At 56.6% G+C, this 23,687-nt stretch carries 13 protein-coding genes and 5 pseudogenes; 14 read left to right on the forward strand and 4 right to left on the reverse strand.

All coding sequences use genetic code 11. From position 1 onward, the window contains the following. The first annotated feature begins 266 nt into the window (after window positions 1-266). On the forward strand, window positions 267-1,682 hold the full coding sequence (locus GE543_RS09665) for a YfjI family protein (protein WP_153221312.1): 1,416 nt from the start codon (window positions 267-269) through the stop codon (window positions 1,680-1,682). A 9-nt stretch (window positions 1,683-1,691) separates the two neighbouring features. Here the strand turns inward: GE543_RS09665 and GE543_RS09670 are convergent, their stop codons facing one another. After that, window positions 1,692-2,831, reverse strand: coding sequence for a hypothetical protein (locus GE543_RS09670; protein ID WP_153221313.1), 1,140 nt, complete (start codon window positions 2,829-2,831; stop codon window positions 1,692-1,694). A gap of 330 nt (window positions 2,832-3,161) precedes the next feature. Between GE543_RS09670 and GE543_RS09675 the strand changes: the two genes are divergently transcribed. From GE543_RS09675 to GE543_RS09690, 5 genes and pseudogenes are all read left to right on the forward strand, one after another. Further along, the gene (locus GE543_RS09675; RefSeq protein ID WP_153221314.1) at window positions 3,162-3,395 is read left to right on the forward strand and encodes an AlpA family transcriptional regulator; all 234 of its coding nucleotides are present in this window, start codon (window positions 3,162-3,164) and stop codon (window positions 3,393-3,395) included. A gap of 163 nt (window positions 3,396-3,558) precedes the next feature. After that, window positions 3,559-4,218, forward strand: a complete 660-nt coding sequence (locus GE543_RS27820) for an inovirus-type Gp2 protein (protein ID WP_153221315.1) — start codon at window positions 3,559-3,561, stop codon at window positions 4,216-4,218. Window positions 4,219-4,494: 276 nt separating this feature from the next. After that, window positions 4,495-5,643: an inovirus-type Gp2 protein gene (locus GE543_RS09685; RefSeq protein ID WP_178118578.1), complete on the forward strand. Its 1,149-nt coding sequence runs from the start codon at window positions 4,495-4,497 to the stop codon at window positions 5,641-5,643. Between the two features lie 73 nt (window positions 5,644-5,716). Continuing rightward, window positions 5,717-5,977 (forward strand): annotated as a pseudogene (locus tag GE543_RS27375) (integrase); the annotation flags it as partial. A gap of 474 nt (window positions 5,978-6,451) precedes the next feature. After that, window positions 6,452-12,034 (forward strand): DUF3320 domain-containing protein, encoded by a 5,583-nt coding sequence (locus GE543_RS09690; protein WP_218571921.1) that lies wholly within the window; start codon window positions 6,452-6,454, stop codon window positions 12,032-12,034. A gap of 476 nt (window positions 12,035-12,510) precedes the next feature. Here the strand turns inward: GE543_RS09690 and GE543_RS09695 are convergent. Then, a pseudogene (locus tag GE543_RS09695) lies at window positions 12,511-13,935 on the reverse strand (IS1182 family transposase). A 254-nt stretch (window positions 13,936-14,189) separates the two neighbouring features. On the opposite strand from GE543_RS09695, the pseudogene GE543_RS27825 reads away from it, so the two are divergent. Both GE543_RS27825 and GE543_RS27830 read left to right on the forward strand, forming a co-directional pair. Further along, window positions 14,190-14,336: pseudogene (locus GE543_RS27825) on the forward strand (Arm DNA-binding domain-containing protein); the annotation flags it as partial. Between the two features lie 3 nt (window positions 14,337-14,339). Continuing rightward, window positions 14,340-14,561: pseudogene (locus tag GE543_RS27830) on the forward strand (integrase); the annotation flags it as partial. Here the strand turns inward: GE543_RS27830 and istA are convergent. Both istA and GE543_RS09715 read right to left on the reverse strand, forming a co-directional pair. Next, window positions 14,522-15,085: pseudogene (gene istA, locus GE543_RS09705) on the reverse strand (IS21 family transposase); the annotation flags it as partial. The pseudogenes GE543_RS27830 and istA overlap by 40 nt on opposite strands. A gap of 381 nt (window positions 15,086-15,466) precedes the next feature. After that, entirely contained in the window at window positions 15,467-16,069 is a 603-nt protein-coding gene (locus tag GE543_RS09715; RefSeq protein ID WP_178118579.1) for a TetR/AcrR family transcriptional regulator, read from the reverse strand. Window positions 16,070-16,181: 112 nt separating this feature from the next. On the opposite strand from GE543_RS09715, the gene GE543_RS09720 reads away from it, so the two are divergent. The 6 genes from GE543_RS09720 (at window position 16,182) to GE543_RS09745 (ending at window position 23,658) form a co-directional block, all read left to right on the forward strand. Further along, the gene (locus tag GE543_RS09720; RefSeq protein WP_153221320.1) at window positions 16,182-16,931 is read left to right on the forward strand and encodes an SDR family NAD(P)-dependent oxidoreductase; all 750 of its coding nucleotides are present in this window, start codon (window positions 16,182-16,184) and stop codon (window positions 16,929-16,931) included. Further along, a complete protein-coding gene (locus GE543_RS09725) occupies window positions 16,924-17,682 on the forward strand; it encodes an SDR family oxidoreductase (protein WP_153221321.1) in 759 nt (252 codons plus the stop codon). The genes GE543_RS09720 and GE543_RS09725 overlap by 8 nt, the downstream gene beginning before the upstream one ends. 155 nt (window positions 17,683-17,837) lie before the next feature. Next, on the forward strand, window positions 17,838-19,913 hold the full coding sequence (locus tag GE543_RS09730) for a hydantoinase/oxoprolinase family protein (RefSeq protein WP_153221322.1): 2,076 nt from the start codon (window positions 17,838-17,840) through the stop codon (window positions 19,911-19,913). A 28-nt stretch (window positions 19,914-19,941) separates the two neighbouring features. Beyond that, window positions 19,942-21,609, forward strand: coding sequence for a hydantoinase B/oxoprolinase family protein (locus tag GE543_RS09735; RefSeq protein WP_153221323.1), 1,668 nt, complete (start codon window positions 19,942-19,944; stop codon window positions 21,607-21,609). Further along, on the forward strand, window positions 21,609-22,811 hold the full coding sequence (locus GE543_RS09740; RefSeq protein WP_153221324.1) for a pyridoxal phosphate-dependent aminotransferase: 1,203 nt from the start codon (window positions 21,609-21,611) through the stop codon (window positions 22,809-22,811). The genes GE543_RS09735 and GE543_RS09740 overlap by 1 nt, the downstream gene beginning before the upstream one ends. A gap of 34 nt (window positions 22,812-22,845) precedes the next feature. Continuing rightward, a complete protein-coding gene (locus GE543_RS09745; protein ID WP_153221325.1) occupies window positions 22,846-23,658 on the forward strand; it encodes an NAD(P)-dependent oxidoreductase in 813 nt (270 codons plus the stop codon). Window positions 23,659-23,687: the final 29 nt, after the last annotated feature.

Here is a 23,687-nt window from a genome sequence, read left to right on the forward strand (position 1 = left end):
AGCTGGGGATTCAACTAAGCTATATAGATCTAAAATTTTTTAGGATCGGAAGCGTCGAGCTGCTCCATGAGGGCTTATGCCTTGTCCGAGTAGCAGCTATTCCTGCTATTCGTAGCAAAATAGCTGCTTGTAGGAAGGTTGCGCACGTCAGTTTTCAGATGTAATTGGAGTGTGATTGGATGTAACCGTTACAAAATACCAAATGCCTTCGTCTCTGCTGTTAGGCTCCTCATGGCAAGCCAATAGCCCCGTCAGGAGATAGAATCATGAGCTATATTGTTAACTACTCTAATATGCCTGCGTCTGGCTCGCAATATCCCGCTTTATCTCAAGCTCATCCTGTATTTAATGGTGCGGTCGTTGAGGCTGCACAGAATCTTGGTTTGCCATTAGCGCTTACTTCAATTACCGCTCTAAGTGCGGTTGCTGCTAGCGTGCAAGCAATTGCCGGGTTAGAGATGCCAAACGGGGGTAGTTTACCTGTCTCTCTTAATGCTTTGATAACAGTTCCATCCGGAGGCGGGAAAAATAGAACTGTGAATCTATTCAAAAAGCCGTTCGAAGAATTCGAGGCATCCCAGCAAGAGTCCTACGCACTGGAGATGACAGTTTATAAGACAAAGCTAGAAGTATGGAATTATCAACGAAAGCAGTTACTAAGGAAGAGCGGAAATAGGACGGGGGGATATGGGCTTGTTGAAGCGCTGCTCGAGCATGACCAGCAAAAGCCGTCGGCTCCGAGGCTACATCGGATAATGTTCGAAGATACTACCCCTGAGGCGCTCTTGGCCTCTATGTCTGGTGGCGGGAAAAACGCATGGCTGGTTACTAGCGAAGGGGGGATCATCCTATCGCAACATGCGATGAAGAATATGCCTGCATTGAATCAAATTTGGAGCGGAGATCGCGTAACTGTCGACAGAAAAACTGGAGAGAGTTTCTCTTTAGTGGATGCCAGGTTGTCTGTGCTTATTATGAGTCAACCCGGTGTGTTTGAATCATTTATCGGTCGATATGGCGCATTGGCGCGAGAGTCTGGGTTTTTCGCCCGCTGCCTAGCATTATCAATACCCCAGAATATTTTAGGCCAATTCGAAGACTCTAGGGTGCTCGAATGGAGTCACCTAGCCATTTTTAATGAAAAAGTTAGTCGTTTTCTGAAAATGGGATTGTGTGGTGTATATCGTTCTTGTTTAAGGTTCTCCCCAGAAGCAAAAAGCTACTGGTTGTCTATCAAGAATGCGGTTAACTGGGAACTGAAACACGGCGGAAGGTTTAATGGCTTGCCTGATCTCGCTGCAAGAACTCCAGAGAACATCGCTAGGATTGCAGCATTGCTCCACTTTTTTGAGGAGAGAGCAGGCGATATTTCATATGAAACATTGGAATACTCCTGCCGTTTATGCTTTTGGCATGTTGACCAATTTATCTACATGTTCTCAGAGCGCTCTTCTGGGGAAAGGGATGCTGAGTTGTTATATAGGTGGTTTAGCACTAAATATCAGCAATACGGTGTTGTGGAGCATCTTAAAAATAACGTCCGTCAATCGGCTCCTAGTCCTTTGAGAAAAGATGGCCGATTCAACGCTGCATTTGAGGTTCTTGTTGATAGGCGGTACCTTGCGACTCACATCGGGGGTGGGAGACACGTGTGTGTGAAATTTTTTCCCAATGGTCTTTAAAATAATATTCTACTGAAGAACCGTCTTGATCCGGTTAATAGCGCGCGAAGGGAAACCTAACTCTATAAGAGCTAACTCGTGGTAGTATCCTTCGCTTTTTCTTTTTAGATTTGGCTCTTTAGCTTTTTCGGCTTTTTCGGCTTCTTTAGCCTCTGTAGTCTGTCGGATTTCGGCGGAAACTGATTGAGCTTGGTTCAACCTAATTAGTGCGTCTGAGGAAAAGCCTTCCTGCTTTGAAACTGGAATTGGACGCTGTGTTTCATTTAAATCAACGTGGCCCACCAAGACCCTTATTATCCAGTCTATCGCTTCACGTTTCCTAGGTAGGTTTTCATAAATTTTATCGAAGAGGGTTTTGTAGGTTGGATGTTCCCTCCAGTCTTTTTTCAGTGATTCTGATAACTCCTGGATGCTGGTTTGGTAGAGAGTGGCTAGCCTGTTTAGCATCTCTAAATTAGTTTCTTTTTCTTGACTCAATGGCGGCTTTTCAAGTTTTTCTAGCTCTGCTTTAAGTTCATAAACTTTATTCGGGGCTAGCAATAAGTCTAGATTCGTTATGGAAATTCTCTCGATTTCATCGTGACTTGGATTGGTTAGATGGGAAAATAAAAAATCAAAATAATAAATGTACGGTAGCTTGAAAAGTGGTTCAGATGATTTTAGTATGGTTTGAGATTTTTTTAATATGAAATATTTGGAATTGATGTTTTCAGAAAAGAGGTTCTTAAATTTTTCAATTCTGTTTTCTGTCGATGAGTTAGTGACCCCGGATGCCTGATAAGCGATCTGAAGGTTTGTCACGACAGCTCTGTGAGCTAGCTCTGCTGATATTGATTCGCCAGTACTAAGGACTGCGTCACTAAATTTGAACTGAGTTATTCTGCCTCCTAGTGCGATTTTGCATAGCGCAGAATGATCTATTACTAAGTGGCAGATTTTCGATTCGTAGCTAATGTGCTCTTCAACGTCGAAAAAAAAGTTTTCAGCCTCGTAAGAAAGCTTCAGGCACATTCCATGTGGAATCTCGATCATCGGCGGAATCTCGGCCCGTCGGAGCAGGTCCACCAGCTCGCCTACTGTGCGACCCAGTTCTTTTGCAGCATCTGTTAGGGAAAATGGCGCTCTCATTGCCTTCAGATGTTTGCTCACCCAACCACTCCTTGCATGCGCCTACGCTGACGTTAGACCTAAGGCTATCAAATAATCTAATAGAAATCATTAGAGCTAGCAGGTTCGGTTAACCACCTCGCTTCCTGGTAACGGATATCGCTTGGCCCGTCATGAGTGCTTGAGTTGGCACAGGGTTTAGTCTGCCCTCTGTCTAACCCTACGCTATACAGACGTTGTGGGTAAGCCTCCGTTACTGCTTCGGGAGAGCTACAGTGTAATTTCCATGTAATCGAGTGTAACCGTTACGATTTGGACATTTGTGCGAATCCTTCAGGCATACTTTCTCTCGTCAACAAAAGGATGCTTTGAATGAGTGAATTAAAGCCAGTCGACGCGATTGTTATTGTTTGTGTTTTGAGACTTTCGGAGGTCGTAAAGCGCACGGGTCTTTCGCGTGCTACGCTGTATAATTTGATGGATAAAAAGTCTAAGTACTATGATCCCAGTTTTCCTAAACGAATTAGCTTGACGGGTAGGCCTGGAGGGGCAGTTGGCTTTTTGGAGCATGAGATTAACGATTGGATCAGTTCTCGGACAGCATGAGCTGTGTTATAAGTTAATAAGAAGATCGACGCTTACGTAACTCGTTAGGCTTGTCTGCAAGGTTTGTTAAATTTTTGAAGTCCAAATTCTGCTATAGGGGTGGGTGTGTTCCTCTCAATCGCGCATATCACCCTGTCTTAGCGTAATACCTAGGCATTGGAATATGATTAATATTGAGCGCCCTATTGTGTTTCATGGTAATTCCAGATCTCTAGTTGTATTCAGTTTCTTTCAGGTAGTAAGTTGTGTGTTGCACTTCGCAGTGAAAGAGAATGTCAGGCTATTCATAGTTAGAGTGGACCTGCGGTTTCCTCAGAGAGCGCAGAGGGGCCAAATTTCAGATGGTGTCATAATGGGTAGGTTTATAAAGTCACTTAGGACTAAGATCCTAGCTCAAAGAAATAGAGTGAGAAAAAAATATGGCACCGCTCAATTCACGCGCGTTAGGTGCGTATGGGTAAGAGAGTTGGGTCCTAAAGGTAGTTTTTCCCACTATCACGCTATGCTCGTGTTTAATCGTGATGCTTATAGGGTGTTAGAGGATTTCCAGTCAAATGATGACAATCTTGCACGCTGCATCCAGAGGGCTTGGGCAAGCGCTCTTGGAGTCGACTTCGATAACCATCGATCTTTAGCCAGCTTCTCTAGAAACGGTCAGTATCAGATCATCAATGGCCACGGTCTGGATGAGGTGATGTGCGATATGATGCACTTGAACAATACCTTCTCTAAGGCCTGGGATGGTGCTCGAAATATTGGCTATAGCCTAGCACGTGAAGATTTACTAACGCACAGATGTAGCATCCAGTGTTTGCATGCCTAGTGAGCCTTTTTGGATAAGTTGTTAATCTGTGTGCGGCATGTGCAATGAGGGGCAGTTCTGACTAGTCTTTAAGTTTTATCTTGGATTGTTCGTTAGTCGTTTTGGATAAAAATAGAACGTTAATTTTTGGAGGGCTTTACTAGCTCTAGCCCTTAGAATACGCATGGTTGGGTAATCCTGACTTTGGGATCTTACTATGTACGGATAGTTTTTCATTGCGCGCTAATGAGTAACCACCCAACTCAAACAGGTAATCATCAGATTGCAGGAGGGATCATGTCTAAAAAAGTTCAGGAGAATAACCAGGCTCAGACATCGATCAAAGCGATGGCTGATGCCAGTGCCGATTTCCTAGCGAGGAATGCTTCTGAGGAAGACGGTGCCTTCTATAACGACTTCGAAGGTCTTATACGAATGAGGCTGGTCTTTAAGCTACTACCTCTAATGTCAGATCTGATGACCACCCGTCATCAGCTATTCGAGTTGTACCATACTCGCAACGGCATACCTGTTGTTAGAGGTAAATCGAAAGCTAAGCACTTTCTAGAGTGCTTAGCTGATACCCATGCTTCGATAGCAGAGTTATTCCCTCATTACGAGTTAAATCCCTACTTCGAAGTATTCTACAGCTCAGCCCAATCACATGGGCTGAGTGGTCTGTGCCTAACCATCGTAGATATGCGAGGGGAGGGTGCTCCTGTACGCGTACGGCAGCTCAACGACTGCGTAGCAGCCATCCGTGCCGTCACGCGTTCTGCTGAGTTCAAGGTATGCCTCAAGCGGTACCGTAGGCCGATCAAGCAGAACTTTGACTCCATCATGCAGTACGCAACTGACCTGTTCCGTAGGCATGCCAAGCTGTGCATCGTGCGTCTAGACCTTGCCTATGCACAGCACTTCAGGTCTGAGCGCAAAGTCTCTGACCAAGACACACACCTACACCGTGAGGCGCTGCTGGCAGCCCTCAACCAAGGCGTCTTTGGCCCCCTTGTAGGGTATGCCTGGAAGCTGGAGGTAGGTAAGCGCAAAGGCTCCCACTACCACTGCGTGTTCTTTTTCGATGGCTCTAAAGCGAGCCACGACGTCAACATCGCTCAGCGTATTGGGTTGTACTGGGACCATGACATCACTCAGGGCATGGGCACCCACTACAACTGCAACGCGCGCAAACAGTTTTACAAGAAATGCTTCCTTGGGGTTGTCCATCACACCGACGTCGAAGCCCGTAATGGCTTCGAGCGCTATGCCGAGTACATGACCAAACCGGATGAGTTCATGCGCCTGGCGTTGCCGGGTTACCGGTGCATTGGCAAGGGCCAGCTAGGCCCGTTACCAGCAGGCCATCGTAGCGGTAGGCCTCGCTCCGCGGAGAATGGCGTTAGCCAGTGGGTATCAGCCTCGTACTCACCTATTGATATTCGTTGAGCTTTCGATGTTAGTAGAGCGTAAGCGTCCGGCCATGTCAGATTGCCCCTTTAGCTAAAATCAGCTTCCGACCGTGCGCTACCTCTTGCGAGCGATGCGCCCAGCCCAAATACACGTGGTTGCGCAGCCCAGCGAACTCAAAAAAAGCATCAGCGGGAACACCTTCAACGCAGCTTGAAGCGAATGGATTACGAGTATCATCTGACTGGCCACGGCATCCGCGGAACCATTTCAACAGCACTGAAAGAGATCGGCTACCTCAAGACCTGGTTGGATACGCAGTTGTTCCCATGCGGATCCGAATAAGGTAGGTTCGGCCTATGACCCGGCCAAATAAGTTGAGGACGAAGAGGGCTAGGTCGATCAAGTCATCAAGCTCTGCCTGGAGGTGATAGCACCGAGTCACGACACAGCGAGGATGAGGAGAACCATAGTCACGCATAGGCGTCCCTGGTTTTGGCGGGTTGTGCGAAAAGGCCGGCAAGGGCACACCGAGGACAGAGCACAGAAGCCTATGGAAGGTGTGACAGGGGAAATGTACAAAATTGGTAAGGACATACCTATTGTGCCCTCTACATAAATTGATTGCTTGACATCAAAACGCCGCACTTGAAGTGCCTTCCAGTGGATTAATATGGATGCTATCTAGAACAGGCGCACGCAGTTTCGATGTTGGAAGGGGATTGCTGGTCGCAACTTGGCTCCTGCCCTTATCGGCAGCCGGCGTATGTCCGCCAGAGATGCGAAAATACACTGATCGCCCAATGAAGGGCCCGTTCGGCGGAGATGTTCCGCTAGAGACATGACAATGGACAGTAAGATAGAAGCAGCGACGCCCGACTCGCCCGCGGATGCGTCGATTTTCCAGAGCGCGCTTCCTAACGCCGAGAAGCTCGAGCACGCGCGCACACAGTTGCTTGACCTCTCAGCGCGAAATCGACTCCTTAATATGCCGCGATCGAGCCGTACCTCGGCAATTGCGGTCGTCGATGAGAAGCCATCCGAGGTCTATCGCCTCCTCGTTCGGGAGGGAAAAGCGTTTACATTCCTGGCCGGCAAGGCGGCAACTGATGAGTCCGATAATGATTCGGCAGCCGACGATGCAAAGCCGGCCAAAGACTCCGATGAAATCGACCAGCTTGCCCAACCCGACGACAGCGTCGACGAGAGGGGCGTGCTCACCCGTCACAGCGACACAAAACTCCAGACTCGCCTCACGGGCAAGGGTCTGCAAAAGCATCTGCTCGAGCTCTACCTGAACTCAAAGACACTCGAGGAAGAGCAGGGCGTCAACGTCCTCTTTGCCTCCCTTGGCGCCCTCAAGTGGATCGATCCGAACAATGCGGCCAACGTTCGCCATGCGCCCCTGATCTTAATTCCGGTCGAGTTGAACCGCGGAACGGCGGGCGAGAAATTCCGACTCAAGGCTCGCGCTGAAGATGTCGCATCCAACCTGTCGTTGGAAGCGTACCTGGACCGCATCCACAAGCTTCGTATGCCCGCCTTCGAAGCCAGCGACAGCTTCGACATCGATGCCTATTTTGCAGAGGTCGCGGCTGCGGTGGCGGACAAGCCCCAGTGGGAAGTGCTGCCTGACGAGATGACCGTCGGGTTCTTTTCGTTTGCCAAATTCCTGATGTACAGAGACCTCGACCCTGCCGTGTGGCCCAAGGGCAACACACTCGTCGATCGCGCACTCATTAAGGGCCTGCTCTCAGACGGCTTCCCAGGTGGAGAGGGAATGCTCGACGAGAGCGCCAACATTGATCCTGTCATCCCGCCGGCGGACATGCTCCACATCCTCGATTGCGACAGTTCGCAAGCCATTGCCATCCATGAGGTGCGTCGCGGTCGCGACATGGTCATCCAGGGCCCTCCTGGCACCGGCAAGAGCCAGACGATCGCCAATATCATTGCGTCGGCTATCAAGGACGGCAAAACGGTCCTGTTCGTGGCCGAAAAGATGGCTGCTCTGGAGGTGGTAAAACGGCGCCTTGACGAAAAGGGCGTGGGCGATGCGTGCCTGGAACTCCATAGCAACAAGGCCAATAAGCGCGCGGTACTCGATGAGCTACGACGCACCTGGGATCTCGGAGCCCCGAAGCCAGCTCCCACGGGAAGCCTGATTGCTCGCCTGACCGAAGCGCGGGACGAGTTGAACGGCCATGTGGCCCGGCTGCATGCCGTCGACCCAGCATCCAGTCTGTCTTCTTTCCAGGTCATGGGCCATCTCGCACGCCTGCGGCAAGCGGGGGTGATGCCCAATGATGTCGTTCTGGAGGGGATCGAAGCTTGGGGGGTGGATGGTTTCGAACGGCGTCATGCGCTTCTGAATGACTTGGTCACACGGATCGAGATCATCGGCAGACCCTACGACCACGCCTTTACCGGGGTGGGCATCGAAGCGATGCTGCCCACCGATCGTGAGCGTCTCGTCGCCCGTATCGAAACGCTGCGCGGCCAGCTCGAGGACTCCCGGCAGTACATGAATGCTACTGCCAGTCTGCTGGAAGCCCAGCCTCCGTCCAGGCTCGACGAACTGGCCGCTGTCAGCGCACTCGCCCGGCGCATCAGTTTGGCGCCTGTGCTTGATGCCGACGCCATGGCAGATGACGGTTGGTCGAACGCATCGGCGGTTGATACATTGCTGGCGTTGGGTCATCGCTATGCCGCCTTGCGCCAGTCGCTGTCGAGCGAAGTCAATGTCGAGGCGTGGGACGAGGACACTCACGAAGTGCAGCAGGCGCTCACCGAATGCCCTGGTGACTTCGATGCGGACGCTGTTCGCCGCCTCTGCGCCGTCCGCGACGCCATCCCGGCGCTATTGCAGGCGGGCCGCGGTCTCGCTCACGCACTGGGCCGCGAATGCACGCCGACCGCTGGGGAGTTTGCCCGCCTCGCCAAGATCGGCGAGCGGGTTGCAAATGCGCCACCGGCAAGCCCCGAAACGTTCGCTTCCGAGCTATGGGACGGCGGCGTAGAGCGGGCCGGGCAGATCGCCCAGACCGCTGCCGACCTCGAAGGGGTTCGTACGTCACTGGCAGGTCAGCTCCACGAGCTCGCCTGGGATATCGACGTAGGTCCGGCCCGCGCCGCGCTCGCGGCCAAGGGCACGAGCCTGTTCCGCTTCCTCAGTGGCGACTGGCGTGCAGCCAACAAGCTCATGCGCTCGGTCCTGGTTCAGCCCGCCCAACCTCTCCCGGTGACCCTGGCTTCTCTCGATACCCTGATCCGCGGTCAGGAAGCGCGGCGCGTGCTGCGCGATGAAGACAGGTTCGGCAAGGCTGCCTTCGCTGGAGACTGGCAAGGCGATCGCTCGGCCTCCGCGCCGCTGGTGGCTCTGGTTGAATGGATGCGGTCCCTGCGCGGGCTCGGGGCAGAACCCCGCCTCATCGCTTCCCGCGGTCCTGAGAAGGATGATGTCGCCCAGCGTTCGAAGCACGTAAGCCTTTTGCTCTCCCAGGTCGCTCCCGACCTGTCCGGCGTCCATACCGATTTTCTTGCGCAGGCAACGCAGGTGTTCGGTGACGCCACCGCGCCTGAACAACTCGACCTTGAGTCGTTGTTGCAGCTCGCCGTCCGCCACACGAACGCCTGGTCGACGGCCAGCCGCTTCCTGATTCAGCCCCCCACCAGCGCAGCATCAGCCTGTGCCATTTTTGAAAGGCTGGACGCGGGACGCAAGGAGCGCCAGGGCGTACGAGATGGGTATAGCCTCGGCCACGCGCTGTTCGGCTCCGCGTGGCGAGGGCTTGACAGTGATTGGGACGCCCTCTCGACAGCCGCTGGTTGGCTGAAAGTCAATGGAGACATCCGCGCGCTGGCCGGTCGAGTCAACGAGCGTGAGGCGCTCATTCCTCGCGCCGTGGCTCTTGACGAGCAGGCCGCGCATCTCGCCACGGCCTTCCACTCCATTGCAGATGAGCTTGCACTCGATCTGTCAGCCAGTGTCGGTGCGCCGCGGATCTATGAGGTGCATTTGGATTCCCTGGCAGCACGGCTATCACGCTGGGTTACCGAACAGGAAGAACTGCACCGGTGGCTGGCCTATCGCGATCGTGCTGCACAAGCCATTCGCGACGGTTGCGCGGATGTCGTCGCCAGACTTGCCGATGGACGGCTATCGACGACGAGCGCGGTCGCTGCGTTCGAGTTCGCTTATTTTGAAGGGCAATACCGTCGGGTGCTGAAGGCTGAACCGGCTCTGGGCCGCTTCGATGGCGTCGCCCACGGCCATATCGTCCGCGAGTTCGCCGACCTTGACCGCCAGCGCATCGCAGCGGCGGCAGGCGAAGTCGTTCAGGTTCACCACCAGAATGTTCCTCGAAGGGACAGTGGTTCGATTGGCCCACTCGGGGTGCTTCGGGGGGAAATTCAGAAGAAGAAGGGTCACATGGCCTTGCGAAAGCTGGTCGAACGCGCGGCCCCTGCGCTTACCGCCCTGAAGCCGGTCTTCATGATGAGCCCGTTGTCGGTCGCGCAGTTCCTGCCGCCGGGCGCACTGGAGTTCGACCTGCTCGTGATGGACGAAGCGAGCCAGATCCAGCCGGTCGACGCCCTGGGTGCGGTGGCTCGCGCCAAGCAGGTAGTTGTGGTCGGTGACCCTCGTCAGCTACCGCCAACCAGTTTCTTTGCCAAGCTCACCAGTGGCGATGAAGACATCGACGAGGATGAGCCAACGAAGGTCGGCGATGTTGAAAGCATCCTTGGCCTGTTTACCGCACGCGGCCTGCCCATGCGCATGCTCCGCTGGCATTACCGTAGCCGCCACCAGTCGCTCATTGCGGTCAGCAACCGCCAGTTCTATGAAAACAAGCTGTTCATCGTGCCCAGCCCCTGGACTCAGGAGGGTGGGCGGGGCCTGCGCTTCCACCCTGTTCGGGATGGCGTCTTCGGTTCACCGGTCAAGAGCGTCAACGGGCCAGAGGCCAAGGTAGTCGCTGAGGCCATCGTCCAGCACGCCCGACTGCACCCGAAGCTGTCCTTGGGTGTGGCAGCGTTCTCCGCATCGCAAAGCCGCGCAATCTTCGACGAGCTTGAAGTGCTGCGCCGTGGTTTGCCAGCGGAGGTGGAGGCCTTCTTCAACCGCCGCAACAGTGAGCCGTTCTTCATCAAGAACCTTGAAAACGTTCAGGGTGACGAGCGGGATGTCATCTTCATCTCGGTTGGCTATGGACCGACCGTACCGGGCGGCAAGGTACCCATGCGTTTCGGGCCTCTCAACAACGAGGGCGGCGAGCGCCGGCTCAACGTGCTGATCAGCCGTGCCAAGCAGCGATGCGAGGTGTTCTCCTCGATCACCGATGAGGACATCGATCCCGCATTTTCCGCCAGCCGCAAAGGGATCGAGGCGTTCCGCATCTTTCTCCGCTATGCCCGCACGGGGAAGCTCGACACGGCGGCCGTCACGGGACGGGACTTCGATTCCATCTTCGAAGAGCAGGTTGCAGCAGCGCTCGAGGCTCGGGGATACAGTGTCCAGCGTCAGGTGGGCCTGGCCGGGTTCTACATCGACCTTGCGGTGACTGATCCGGAGCGCCCAGGTCGCTTCCTCCTGGGCATCGAATGCGATGGCGCGTCGTACCACAGCGCTCAGTCCGCCCGGGACCGTGACCGCCTCCGCCAGCAGGTTCTGCTTGATCATGGCTGGAACCTCCACCGCATCTGGAGCACCGATTGGTTCCAGCGTCCCCAAGAACAGCTCGACCTTGTCTGCCGGCAGATCGATGCAGCGGGTGCTGCGTTCGACGAGCGCGTAGCCGAGGAAGTCCTTTCAGTTGAGCAGGCTATCGCTGCAGCCGCCATCGAACGGGAAGTGAGGGCTGAAGACGGTGATTTCACCTTCGAACCGTATGTCGAAGCGAGCCCACAGCGGCCAACACATCGTTCGGAAGAAATCCACGAAACTCCGACAGGCATTCTTACCGAGATAGCGGTTGATGTTGTGCGCATCGAAGGGCCCGTGCATACCGATGAGGTCGTGTCCCGTGTCCGTGACGCCTGGGGCGTCAAGCGAGCTGGAAGTCGCATTCAGGACGCCGTCGAAAGGGCAATCGATGTAGCTGTCCGCCAGAACTCCGTGGTTCGGGACGGCGCCTGGCTCGCCATCGCCAGCGCACCTGTTGTTCCACGCGATCGTTCGCAGGTATCTTCACTGGCGCTCCGCCGGGCGGAGTACCTACCGGAGGCAGAACTTGCAGAGGCCATCGTCATCGTCGTAGCGCGTAACTTTGGTGCGAATCGCGATCAGGTCATCGAACGCGTTGCGCGCGCCATGGGCATCCGAGCTATCTCGGCCTCGGTACGAGAACGTGTGGCGGCAGTGGTCGAGCAAGTCATCGCCGTTGGTCGTTTGGTCGATGAGGAAGGCCTCCTGAAGATTCGGGAGTAGCGATCTTCTTGGGCTTCCTGAGCGAGGCTAGCGTGTCGTAAGACATCTGCGATCGGTGGGACGTCCGGCAACGCGACGGAGATTGCTGGACAAACTGTTATTTAGCATGCCAATCTGAGCAGCAGCCTTTCGTATGCGTAACGTCTGATAAGCACATGTGCCTAGACGGTCGTAGCTACCGTCAGAATGGGCAACAGGAGTTTCCGTTGACAACCCGCTCCAACAAGCCCAGATTCAAGTCCATCCCTGTTTTGGGACCGAGAAAAACCCGTTATCTATCAACGGCTCAGGCACCCAATGCCAGTCTCTTTTCCCGCTCCAAATATAGATCTACAGACTTCCACTGGCATCTGTAGGTCGTTGAAAAGAGGAGCTTCGCAGATTGTGTGAAGACACACTGATGAAGGCCCAAGCAAACGCCCCGACTTGTTCGGGGCGTTTTGTTTTGTATTGGCAGCAGACGAAAAAATGTCCGCTCAGCCCATCAAAGCCATCAGATGGCGCACACCGAGCACTTTAATCGCTCGTTTCAGGTTATCGGCATTCACCGCCAAGGCCATTTCAGCTTTTGCCCCCTCCAGTTGTCGCAGCAAGAAACGGCCATTACCAAATAGCCATTGCTTGAGGTTGCCGAAGGGGTGCTCAACGATGGATCTTCGGTTGGTCATCATCTCACGATGTGCCTGCATTATATGCTACATACGCTCGAAAGCCTCTTTATAGGCATGTCGTGAGACATAACGGCGCTGGGCTCCAGTGCATTGCGTCTTCAGCGCGCAGTTGGCGCAGTCATCGACCTCAGCCTGATAGATACGATCACCTTTGTTGTGCTGTTTTAGCGTTAACTATTTGCCTGCCGGACACTGGAAACGATCGTGTCCGGCCTCATAGATAAAGTCTTTTCGCTCAAAGAGCTGCTCTTCCTGACTGCCAGGGTTTTTCGAACGATTGGGCGGTACATAGGCCGTAATCGAAGCATCCTCGCAGGCCTGAAACTGCTTGCCATTGGAGTAGCCGGCATCGGCAGTGACCTTCAGATCATCTTGCTGTAACTCTGCTTTGGCGGCCTTGGCCATCGGCCCCAGTTGCTTTCGGTCATCGCCATCTTGGGTGACCTCATGATGCAAAATCAGGCAATGCTCGGCGTCCACGACGGTTTGCACGTTGTAGGCCACACGTGGCCCTTTGGCCGTGCGCATCATTCGGGCATCGCTTTCATGGGTGTTGAACTGCTCGATGCCCATCGAACTCATCAGTGCCTGGCAACTCTGATTATCCCGTTGTCGAGCCTCAAGCTGCGCCAGGGCTGCTTTGATTGCGCTGCGATCAATTGAATCTGTGGTTTCAGCCTTGTCGGCCTCATCCAGCTCGGCCAGATACTGAGCGATGCGCTTATCCAGTTTTTCTTCCTGATGCTTGAGCTGCTTCAAATTCACATGACGCCGTGAGGATGCGACCGCCTGAAACTTGCTGCCGTCGATGGCTACCAACTCACCGGCGATCAAGCCTGCCGTGCGACAAAATCGAACGAAAGTACGGCAGGTCGCGATGAAGGCGGGTTTATTGTTCTTGCGAAAATCGGCGATGGTCTTGAAGTCGAGCTTGATCCGGTTGATCAGCCACATCACTTCGATGTTGCGCTGACACTCGGCTTCAAGACGTCGCGATGAGCGAATCCGCTGAAAATAGCCGTAGAGGTAGAGTTTTAGCTGATCGGCGGGATCATAAGCAGGGCGCCCCGTGCTTTTTGGAATCGCTTGATCGAAGCCCAGTTGCACCAGATCGAGCTTGGCAACGTACAGGTCAATGACGCGAACGAGGTGATACTCTGGGATGAACTCTTCCAGCGAGACCGGGAATAGGCTGGTCTGGCTGCGGGACTCACCTTGGATGTAGGCCATAACGAAAAATGCTCTGTATCTTTCGATACGGAGCATTTTCTTTGAGCGCTGCGCAGATTGCTAGGTTTTCACACAATCTGTTCTGCTCCTTTTTTCATACAGCAAACGCCGCGGACATCCACCAAAAGCCAGCGTTTTTGAGGCCAAAATTGAGGCCAGAGAATGTGGGTGGTGCCGGTTCCGGGTTGTTGCTGGGGTTGGATTGGGATAACCAGCAGCATCAAGCCTAAGTCTCATGACCTAGGAGTTTGATGATGGCACTCTCTGATCTGACCGTGCGGCAAGCCAAAGCCGCCGAGAAATCCTACAGCATCCCTGACACCGACGGCCTCGGCCTGGCGGTCGCCCCCACTGGCGGCAAATCGTGGCACCTGCGCTACTACCGGCTGGGCAAGCAAAAGCGCATCTCTTTGTCTGTCCAGGCGATCGAGATAGTGCGCTACCTTCTGGGCGTAATGCGGCCCGCCCAGAAGCATCTGCTGGCGCACCGCAGCGAACTCAAGAAGCGCATCAGTGAGAACACCCTCAACGCTGCCTTGAAACGATTGGGCTACGACGCCCAATTGACCGGTCATGGCATTCGGGGACGCGGCACGCCGTCCAATGCTCCAAACGAACGAGTATGGGCATTAAACAACATCTCGTGACCTTGGCTGGGATAGGCCACCAGCCAAAATGCACGGCTGGCACAGAGCTTCATGTGGTAGACCTGGATCCGCCTGAACGGCCCGCCAATCAGCAGACCTTCTACGCTCCAATCAAACTGGAAAGCCTCACCCAGCGCGAACGTCAACGGCACAAAGGCTGGCAAGGATTTTCCTTGCTCGCCGCGCCACGCGCGGATGAATGCGGTCAGATGGCTGTAACCGCCGCCGTAACCTTCGGCTTTGATCTGCTCGAAGAGAGCCTTCGCGGTTCTGCGGTTGTGTTTTGCCCGAAGCGAATCGGCCTTGAGTGCCTGTTCCAACGTTGCGTGGAAAGGGCTCAGCTTGTTGAAAGCTGCGCGTCTTTGATAGACGGGCTGTTTGGTTTCGGGGGCCCTGATCCACTTTCGGATGGTGTTCCTGGACAGCCCGGTATGCTTGGCTATCTGGTGAAGCGACAGCTTGTCGCGGAAATACATCCGCCGAATTTTTCCCATCATTTCCATGCTAATCACCTGATGTTCTCCTGCTCGGAAAGTGAGCAGAAGCAGTTGAACACCTGGGTCAGTTTTCAATCGGCAGAACAGCCTTTAATGGGTCACTTTTCGGTCAGCGGCAACACCCTGCTTGCCCAGCGCTGCATTCTTGGTCGGCCCAGGCTCAACCCTTTGACCCGAATGCCGTGCTTTACCAACTCCCCGGACAACGTCCGCGGCAACTATAGTAACTCCGCCTTGCCGGCTGCATAAGCGCTGCTCTGCGCCAGCCTGGCCTACTCGGCCGAAGTACCTCTGGACTAGCACGCTGGCGGCGGTTGGCCACTACCGGGGTGCCCCTACAAGGCCAGTAGCACCCATCGAGGTACAAGGGGGTAATCACCTCGTTGGTCATGGCCGCCGAGCGCAGGCAATCATGCCCTCGACAAGTAGGGTAAGAGCCCTGGTGCGCTCCTCCGATGATCCCTCTATGTCGCGCCATAGCAGCTGCCCGCAGAGCATCGCAATGACCGCATTGGCAATCTGCGCTGCCTGGTCATTGCGTATTGATACTGCGCACCCGGATTGCACTATTCGGGTCAGGATGGCGGTATAGGCATCTTTAAGCTCATTGACTTGCGCGCGCTGCTCGGCGGTCAAATGCATTAACTCGCGAGTCACTAGTTGCAGCCTGTGGTCGTGCTGCAGATTGAAAGCTACAAAGGTCCCGATAAACCTTTGCAGGTGCTCTCTATAAGTGTGAGCTCCGTGCAGCCGACGCTGCGTATCGGCCAACAGGGCACAGAGGGCTCCTTCGATCAGCTCGAAGAGTAACGACTGTTTACTCTCTACGTGGTTGTAGATCGACCCGGCATAGAGGCCGACATGCCCTGCCAACTCACGCAGCCCAGTGGCTTGATAACCACGACTGCCGAACAGCTCGAGAGCGGCATCGAGCAGGCGATCCCGCGGGGAAACAACCGCGCATGCAGGGGATGAGACGGGCGCAGGCATAGTGAATCTCCAGTGTTGCGGTAACGGCACATACCAGTGAGGAAAACCAAATTGCGTTGACCGAATGTAAGACAACAGGCATCTTACGTAAAGACTAATCGAGGGGTGTTTCATGGATTCGCAAACGGTTGTGATAGTCGGCGGCGCTTCAGGTCTGGGCCTGGAAACCGCCAAGTTGATGCAAGCACGTGGAGCCAGCAAGATCGGCATTATCGATCGTAACGAACAGCTGATGACTGCGGCCGCAGACACATTGCGAGCCAACGGTTGTGAAGTCGGCACTGCCGCGGGGGATATTTCGCGTCTGGACAGCGCCCATGGCGCTTTTGCCAGTATCGTCGCGAAACTGGGGCGGGTGCATTGCCTGGTCAACAGCGCGGCCATCTATCCACGCAAGGATATCTTCGACATCACTGACGAAGAGTGGGATCTGGAGAACGCCGTCAACATCAAGGGCACCTACCACATGATGGTCGCCGCTGTGCGTCACATGCAGCAGTATGTCGCGGCGCCAGCGGTGACCGGGCGTATCGTCAACGTCACATCGGTGGACGCGTTTAAGGCGCATCCGCAGAACGCTCACTACGCCGCCACCAAGGCTGCCGTGGTCAGCCTAACCAAATCCTTTGCCCAGGCCTGCGCCAAGGACCAGATCCTGGTGAACTCCGTTGCACCAGCCGGTTTCGCTACCGAGCGCGCCAAGCAACTGGGTTTTCTCGGCGAGCTGGCCGCGGCCAATCCTTTGGGGCGCGCCGCCGAGCCTGCGGAAATTGCAGAGTGGATCGTGATGATGGGCAGCAGTCGCAACAGCTATGCCACGGGTGAAAACGTCATCGTCAGCGGAGGTTATATCTATGCCTGAGGCCCCGAAGGTACCTGCGCAGTACCACTGTGCGATGGTCACCGGCGCTACCAGCGGCATCGGCAAGGCAGTGGTATTGGCGTTGCGCGATGCCGGTCTGCAGGTGATCGCCGTCGGCCGCAGCCCGACGGCGCTTGCCGAGCTCGCCAGTAAGCAGGGCGTCGAGGTCGTGCAGGCCGATGTCCGCGACACCGAAGCGTTCGCCGCTGTGTTGGCCCGTTACCCAGTGGATGTATTGGTCAACAACGCTGGGGTGTTGTCTACGCGCGCTGCTTTTCAGGAAATGGCCCCGTCTGAAATCGACAACATGTTCGACATCAACCTCAAGGCGCCGCTGCACCTGACCCGCCAGGTCGTGCCGAGAATGATTGCGCGCGGCTACGGGCACCTGTTCTTCATCGGCTCTAGTGCCGGTCGTGCGCCGCATCCGGGGGCAGCGGTGTACGGCGCATCCAAGGCAGGCATCAGTCTGTTCTGCGACGCCTTACGTTGCGACCTGCTCGGCAGTGGCGTACGGGTTACTGAAATTGCTCCGGGGCGGGTGCAAACGCAACTGTACAAGACGGCCATGGGCATGCAGGCCGCAGGTGCTGAACTATACGATGGCTATGAGTCGATCATGCCGGAAGACATCGCAACGTTGCTGTTGGCGGCTCTGAGCTTGCCACAGCAAGTGGATGTCTCGCGTCTCGAAGTGTTCCCGACCGCGCAGGCGGTGGGTGGCGGGCGAATGGTCAAGACCTGCGTTTGATGGGTGGCGGCCATGGACGGCCGGCAATGTCATGCGCAGGCATGATAAGAAACGTAGTGACATTGCTTGACTGCCTGTAAGACAACATATAACTTACATTTAAAATGGCCCGATCAAATCGGCCATGAGAACAGCAAAACCGAGGGGATACTGTGATGACTGCGACTTCATGCCGGGTCGGCGTGGACATAGGTGGGACCTTTACCGACATCGCCTTGGATGTCGATGGCGTGTTGCACTCGACCAAGATTCTGACCGATTATGAGCTGCCCGAGCGGGCGATTCTTGCCGGCGTCAACACGGTTATCGAAGCAGCAGGCCTGAACCTGGCCGATATCGACCAATTGATTCACGGCACTACGCTGGCCACCAACGCGCTGATCGAGCGTCGCGGTGCACGGACGGCGTTCATCACTACCGAGGGTTTTCGCGATACGCTGGAGATGCGCACCGAAAACCGCTTCGAACAATACGACATCAACATTACCCTGCCACCGCCGCTGATTGAGCGCGAGCATCGCTTCGCCCTGCGCGAGCGCCTGGATGTGCACGGTGAAGTGCTGATCGCCCCAACCCAGGCCGATATCGACGCATTGGTTGAGCAGGTGGCCGAGGGTGACTACCAAAGTATCGCCATTGGCCTGATCCACAGCTACGTAAATGGTGCGCACGAGCGCCAGCTGCGCGATGCGTTGCAACGCCGTCTGCCCGCCGTATCGATCTCGATTTCCAGCGAAGTCTCGCCGCAGATGCGCGAGTTCGAGCGTTTCAATACCGTGTGCGCCAATGCGTATGTCAAGCCGCTGATCAAGTCGTACCTCGATCGTCTGGTGGTGACGCTCAAGGCGGCGGGTGCCACCTGCCCGGTGTTCATGATCCACTCCGGTGGCGGCATCATTTCCGTGCAGAGTGCCGCCGAGTTCCCGGTGCGCCTAGTGGAGTCGGGGCCGGCCGGTGGCGCGATCTTCGCTGCGGACATTGCCCGCAAGTATCAGCTCGATTCGGTGGTGTCGTTCGACATGGGCGGCACCACTGCAAAGATCTGCTTGATCGAACAGCAAGTGCCCAAGACCGCCAAGACCTTCGAAGTAGCACGCACCTGGCGCTTCAAGAAGGGCAGTGGCATGCCGATCTCGATCCCGGTGGTCGAGATGGTGGAGATCGGCGCGGGTGGAGGCTCCATCGCCAGCCTCGACAGCATGCGCCAGATCAGGGTCGGCCCGCACAGCGCTGGTTCCGAGCCGGGCCCGGCGTGCTACGGTCGAGGTGGTCTGCAGCCGACCATTACCGATGCCAACCTGCTGCTGGGTCGACTCGACGCCGACAATTTTGCTGGAGGTGCCATGTGCCTCTCCACCGACAGTGCTGCCACCGCTCTGGTACAGGCCATTGGCGCACCGTTGAACATGGAAGCCGCCACGGCTGCCTACGGTGTGTGTGAAGTGGTCGACGAAAACATGGCCAATGCCGGCCGCGTGCACGCGGTCGAGAGCGGCAAGGAGATCGCCGAATACACCATGATCACCTTTGGTGGTGGCGGCCCGCTGCACGCCGCACGCCTGTGCGAAAAAATGGGTGTCACGCGCTTCCTGGTACCGGCCGGTGCCGGTGTCGGTTCGGCGATCGGCTTCTTGCGCGCACCGTTCGGCTATGAAGCGGTACGCAGCGCTTTCGTGCGTCTCTCGGAGTTCAATGCGCCGCAGGTCAATACGCTGATCGACGACATGAAAGCCGAGGCGATCGGCTTCCTGCGCCAAGGCATGCCCGAAGGCGAGCCTGAAATGGAATGCACGGCGTTCATGCGCTACGTCGGTCAGGGCTGGGAAATTCCCGTGAGCCTGCCGTTCAAGCCTTTCAGTACTGACGACACGGCGCAGTTCAAGACACTCTTCGAAGCGGCCTACACAATGTTCTTCGGGCGTCCGATCGAGGGGCCGGATGTCGAGATCGTCAGTTGGTCGGTCAAGACCAGCTCGCCCTTGCTGGCGGTGCAACCGGTGGAGCAGATCAGCGCTTCGCATCGCGCACACGAAGTGTCTCGCCGCCAGGTGTTCGATGTGGTCAGCGGCGGTTTCGTCGATGCCAGCATCTATCAGCGCGAGGAACTGCAGGTCGGCGCCCGCGTCGATGGCCCGGCGATCATCGCCGAACGCGAAACCTCGACTTTCGTGTCCTCTTCGTTCACCGCCACTGTTCAGCCCGATGGCTGCCTGCTGGTCGTTCGGCGCTAAGCGTCACTTGCATAGAAGGCGATTTGTCATGAGCGATACCTTGATCGATATTCAAATGCAGGTGATGTGGAATCGCCTGATTTCGGTGGTCGAAGAGCAGGCCCTGACCCTGATCCGTACCGCGTTCTCCACCAGCGTGCGCGAAGCCGGCGACCTTTCGGCCGGCGTATTCGACCGTGCCGGCAACATGCTTGCCCAAGCCGTTACCGGCACCCCCGGGCATGTCAACACCATGGCCGAGGCGGTGGTGCACTTCATCAACGACATCGGCGGGGACAATATCTTCGAAGGCGACGTATACGTCACCAACGACCCCTGGAAGGGCACCGGCCACCTGCACGACATCACCATCGTGACGCCGTCGTTCTACAAGGGCCAGTTGATCGGCTACTTCGCCAGCACCGCCCATGTGGTCGACATCGGCGGTCGCGGTTTCGGTCCCGATGCGCGTGAAGTGTACGAGGAGGGGCTATTCATCCCGATCATGAAGCTGTTCGAGCGCGGCAAGGTCAACCGTGACCTGATCAACATCCTGCGCAACAACGTACGCGAAAACGATCGGGTGGTCGGCGATTTTTACGCGCTCTCGGCCTGCAACGAGACCGGGCACAAGCGCCTGATGAGCATGCTCGAAGAGTTCAAACTCGATGATCTCGAGCATATCGGCGGGTTCATCCTCGAACACAGCCGTCGCGCTACCCTGGAGTGCTTCAAGACGCTGCCCCACGGCACCTACCAGAACAGCATGACCCTGGACGGCTATGACGTGCCGGTGACCCTGGCCGTAACCTTGACGGTCGGCCCTGACGGTATCACTACCGATTTCGTCGGTACCTCGGGCATGAGCCAGTTCGGCATCAACGTGCCGCTGGGTTACGCCAAAGCTTATGCCTGCTACGGCCTCAAGTGCATCGTCGCCCCGGAAATCCCCAACAACTCGGCATCGCTGGCACCGTTCGAGGTAGTCGCCCCCGAAGGCTGCATCCTCAATGCCAAGCACCCGGCGCCGGTGTCGGTACGCCACGTGCTCGGGCACTTCGTACCTGATCTTGTGCTGGGTGCATTGCATAAATGCCTGCCGGGCCAGGTGCCGGCCGAAGGCGCCAGTGCCCTGTGGAACCTGCACCTGAGCGTGCGTCCGCTGGAAGGCAATCCTGACGGACGCAACGCCGAGATGTTGATGTTCAACAGCGGCGGCATGGGCGCTCGAGCCGCCAAGGATGGGTTGAGCTCTACCGCGTTCCCGAGCGGCGTACACACCATGCCGGTAGAAGCTACCGAACACGCCGGGCCGGTGATCGTCTGGCGCAAGGAACTGCGTGATGGTTCCGGGGGCGCGGGGCAGCATCGTGGTGGCCTCGGTCAGGAAATCGAGGTGTCGGCAGCGGCAGGTTATTCGTTCCGGTTCAGTGCCATGTTCGACCGTATCACCTATCCGGCCCGTGGCTTGGAGGGCGGCAAGGAGGGTGCCCAGGGCTACGTCGGCCTGGATGACGGCACTGTGCTGCGCGGCAAGGGCCAGCAGTTCGTGCCGGCCGATCGTCGCCTGGTTTTGAGTTTGCCTGGGGGGGGCGGCTACGGCGCGCCGAGCCAGCGGCCGCGAGAGGACGTGGCGCGCGACCTGCGCTTTGGCTACATCAGCGAGCAGCAGGCGCGCGACGATTACGGCTATGACATTAAGCAAGGAGCCCAATAATGGAATTTCAAAGCAGTCGTGTGCGCACGGTCAAGAGCTCGCCGAGCATGGCGGTCTCGGTGCTGGCCAAGAAAATGCTCGCTCTGGGCGAGCCGGTGATCAACCTCAGCCTTGGCGAGCCGGACTTCAACGTCCCGGCTCACGTCATCGAGGCGGCGCATCAGGCCATGCTCGAGGGCAACAATCACTACACCGCCCCCAATGGCTACGAAGCCTTGCGGCGTGCGATCGTCGACAAATTCCAGCGCGAAAACGGCTTGCATTACGGCATGGACGAGATCTGCGTCGCTAACGGTGCCAAGCAGCTGCTGTTCAATGCCTTCCTGGCGACGCTCGAGCCTGGCGATGAGGTCATCACGCCGGCGCCGTACTGGGTTTCCTACACTGACATGGTGTTGCTCAACGGTGGCGTGCCCAAGGTCATCCCGTGTGGCGCCGAGTATGGTTTCAAGCTCGATGCCGAACGCCTCGAGGCCGCCATCACACCGCACACTCGCTGGCTGATGCTCAATTCGCCGAATAACCCCTGCGGCGCGATCTATACCCAGGCCGAGTTTGCCGCCTTGGGCGAAGTGCTGGAAAGACATCCGAGGGTGCTGGTTATTTCCGACGAGATCTACGAGCACATCATCCTCGGCAACCAGGCCTTCGTGCCATTCGTGACGGCGTGCCCACAGCTGCGCGAGCGTACCTTGCTCATCAACGGCGTGTCCAAGGCCTATGCCATGACTGGCTACCGCTTGGGCTATGCGGCAGGGCCCAAGGGCCTGATCGACGCCATGAACAAGACCCAGTCGCAGACCACCACCTGCCCATCGGCCATTTCGCAATTAGCCGCTGTGGCCGCGCTCAACGGTCCGCAGGATTTCGTCCGCGCTGCCAACCTCGAGTACCAGGCCCGCGGCGCAATGGTGGTCGAAGGCCTTGCGGCTATCGACGGCCTGGAGCTACAAATGCCGGAAGGGGCCTTCTATGCTTTCCCTCGCTGCGCGGCCTTTATCGGCAAGAGCACGCCCGACGGCCAACTGATCGCCAGCGACGCTGACTTGTCCAACTACCTGCTGCGGGTCGGCAAGGTCGCCACCGTACCAGGCTCGGCCTTTGGCCTGGAACCGTACATTCGTCTGTCCTTCGCCACCTCGCGCGAGCAGCTGCAACAAGCGCTCGAGCAACTGCGTGAAGCCTTCGGTGCGCTGCGCTGAGCCTGACGACCACTGAATCGAGGAAGCACCCTAGATGAGCAAGCCATTCAAACGTCTATTGATCACCGGCGGCGCCGGGCGCCTGGGCAAGGTCCTGCGCGCGCACCTGCAGCCGTTCGCCGATGTGATCCGCCTGACCGACATCGCCGACCTAGGCACTGCTGCCGCCCATGAGGAGCTGGTGCAGTGCGATCTGGGCAACTTTGCCGACGTACTACCGTTGTGCGAGGGCGTCGACGCCATCCTGCATGCGGGCGGCGTACCGCTGGAGAACACCTTCGCGGCGATCCTCAACGCCAACATCGTCGGCACCTACAACATCTACGAAGCCGCGCGTCAGCACGGTGTCAAACGGGTGATCTACACCAGCTCCAACCACGCCATAGGTTTCTATGATCGCACCGAAACCCTCGACGCCCACGTGCCGCACCGCCCCGACAGCCTCTACGGCCTGAGCAAATGCTTTGCCGAAGACCTGGGCCGTTACTACTGGGACAAGTTCGGCATCGAGTCGGTGAACATCCGTATCGGCTCTTCCTTCGAAGAGCCGCTCGACCGGCGCATGCTCGCGACTTGGCTGTCGTTCGACGACTTCGCCCAGCTCAGCGAGCGTGCGCTGCTGGCGCCGCGGGTGGCGCACATGATCGTCTACGGCATGTCGGCCAACCGTGAGTCGTTGTGGGATAACCGCGCCGCATCGTCCTTGGGGTACGTCGCCAAGGACAGCGCCGACGATTACCGCGCAAAGCTGGAGGCCAAGTTCCCGCCGCTGGATCACAACGAGCCGGCGGCGCGTTATCACGGCGGCAATTTCGCCGGCGCCGGGCATTTTGAAGATCCCAAATGACATTTTCACAGCGAATTTTCTGAGGTCCG

This window comes from Pseudomonas sp. SZ57 (genome assembly GCF_009495975.1).
GTDB classification, from domain to species: Bacteria; Pseudomonadota; Gammaproteobacteria; order Pseudomonadales; family Pseudomonadaceae; genus Aquipseudomonas; species Aquipseudomonas syringae.

Excerpts from the sequence above, each read along its gene's own strand:
- GE543_RS27820 (WP_153221315.1), top strand. The coding sequence starts at position 3,559 with ATGATTAATATTGAGCGCCCTATTGTGTTTCATGGTAATTCCAGATCT.
- GE543_RS09665 (WP_153221312.1), top strand. The coding sequence starts at position 267 with ATGAGCTATATTGTTAACTACTCTAATATGCCTGCGTCTGGCTCGCAA.
- GE543_RS09735 (WP_153221323.1), top strand. The coding sequence starts at position 19,942 with ATGAGCGATACCTTGATCGATATTCAAATGCAGGTGATGTGGAATCGC.
- GE543_RS09720 (WP_153221320.1), top strand. The coding sequence starts at position 16,182 with ATGGATTCGCAAACGGTTGTGATAGTCGGCGGCGCTTCAGGTCTGGGC.
- GE543_RS09675 (WP_153221314.1), top strand. The coding sequence starts at position 3,162 with ATGAGTGAATTAAAGCCAGTCGACGCGATTGTTATTGTTTGTGTTTTG.
- GE543_RS09715 (WP_178118579.1), bottom strand. The coding sequence starts at position 16,069 with ATGCCTGCGCCCGTCTCATCCCCTGCATGCGCGGTTGTTTCCCCGCGG.
- GE543_RS09685 (WP_178118578.1), top strand. The coding sequence starts at position 4,495 with ATGTCTAAAAAAGTTCAGGAGAATAACCAGGCTCAGACATCGATCAAA.
- GE543_RS09690 (WP_218571921.1), top strand. The coding sequence starts at position 6,452 with ATGGACAGTAAGATAGAAGCAGCGACGCCCGACTCGCCCGCGGATGCG.
- GE543_RS09730 (WP_153221322.1), top strand. The coding sequence starts at position 17,838 with ATGACTGCGACTTCATGCCGGGTCGGCGTGGACATAGGTGGGACCTTT.
- GE543_RS09740 (WP_153221324.1), top strand. The coding sequence starts at position 21,609 with ATGGAATTTCAAAGCAGTCGTGTGCGCACGGTCAAGAGCTCGCCGAGC.
- GE543_RS09725 (WP_153221321.1), top strand. The coding sequence starts at position 16,924 with ATGCCTGAGGCCCCGAAGGTACCTGCGCAGTACCACTGTGCGATGGTC.
- GE543_RS09745 (WP_153221325.1), top strand. The coding sequence starts at position 22,846 with ATGAGCAAGCCATTCAAACGTCTATTGATCACCGGCGGCGCCGGGCGC.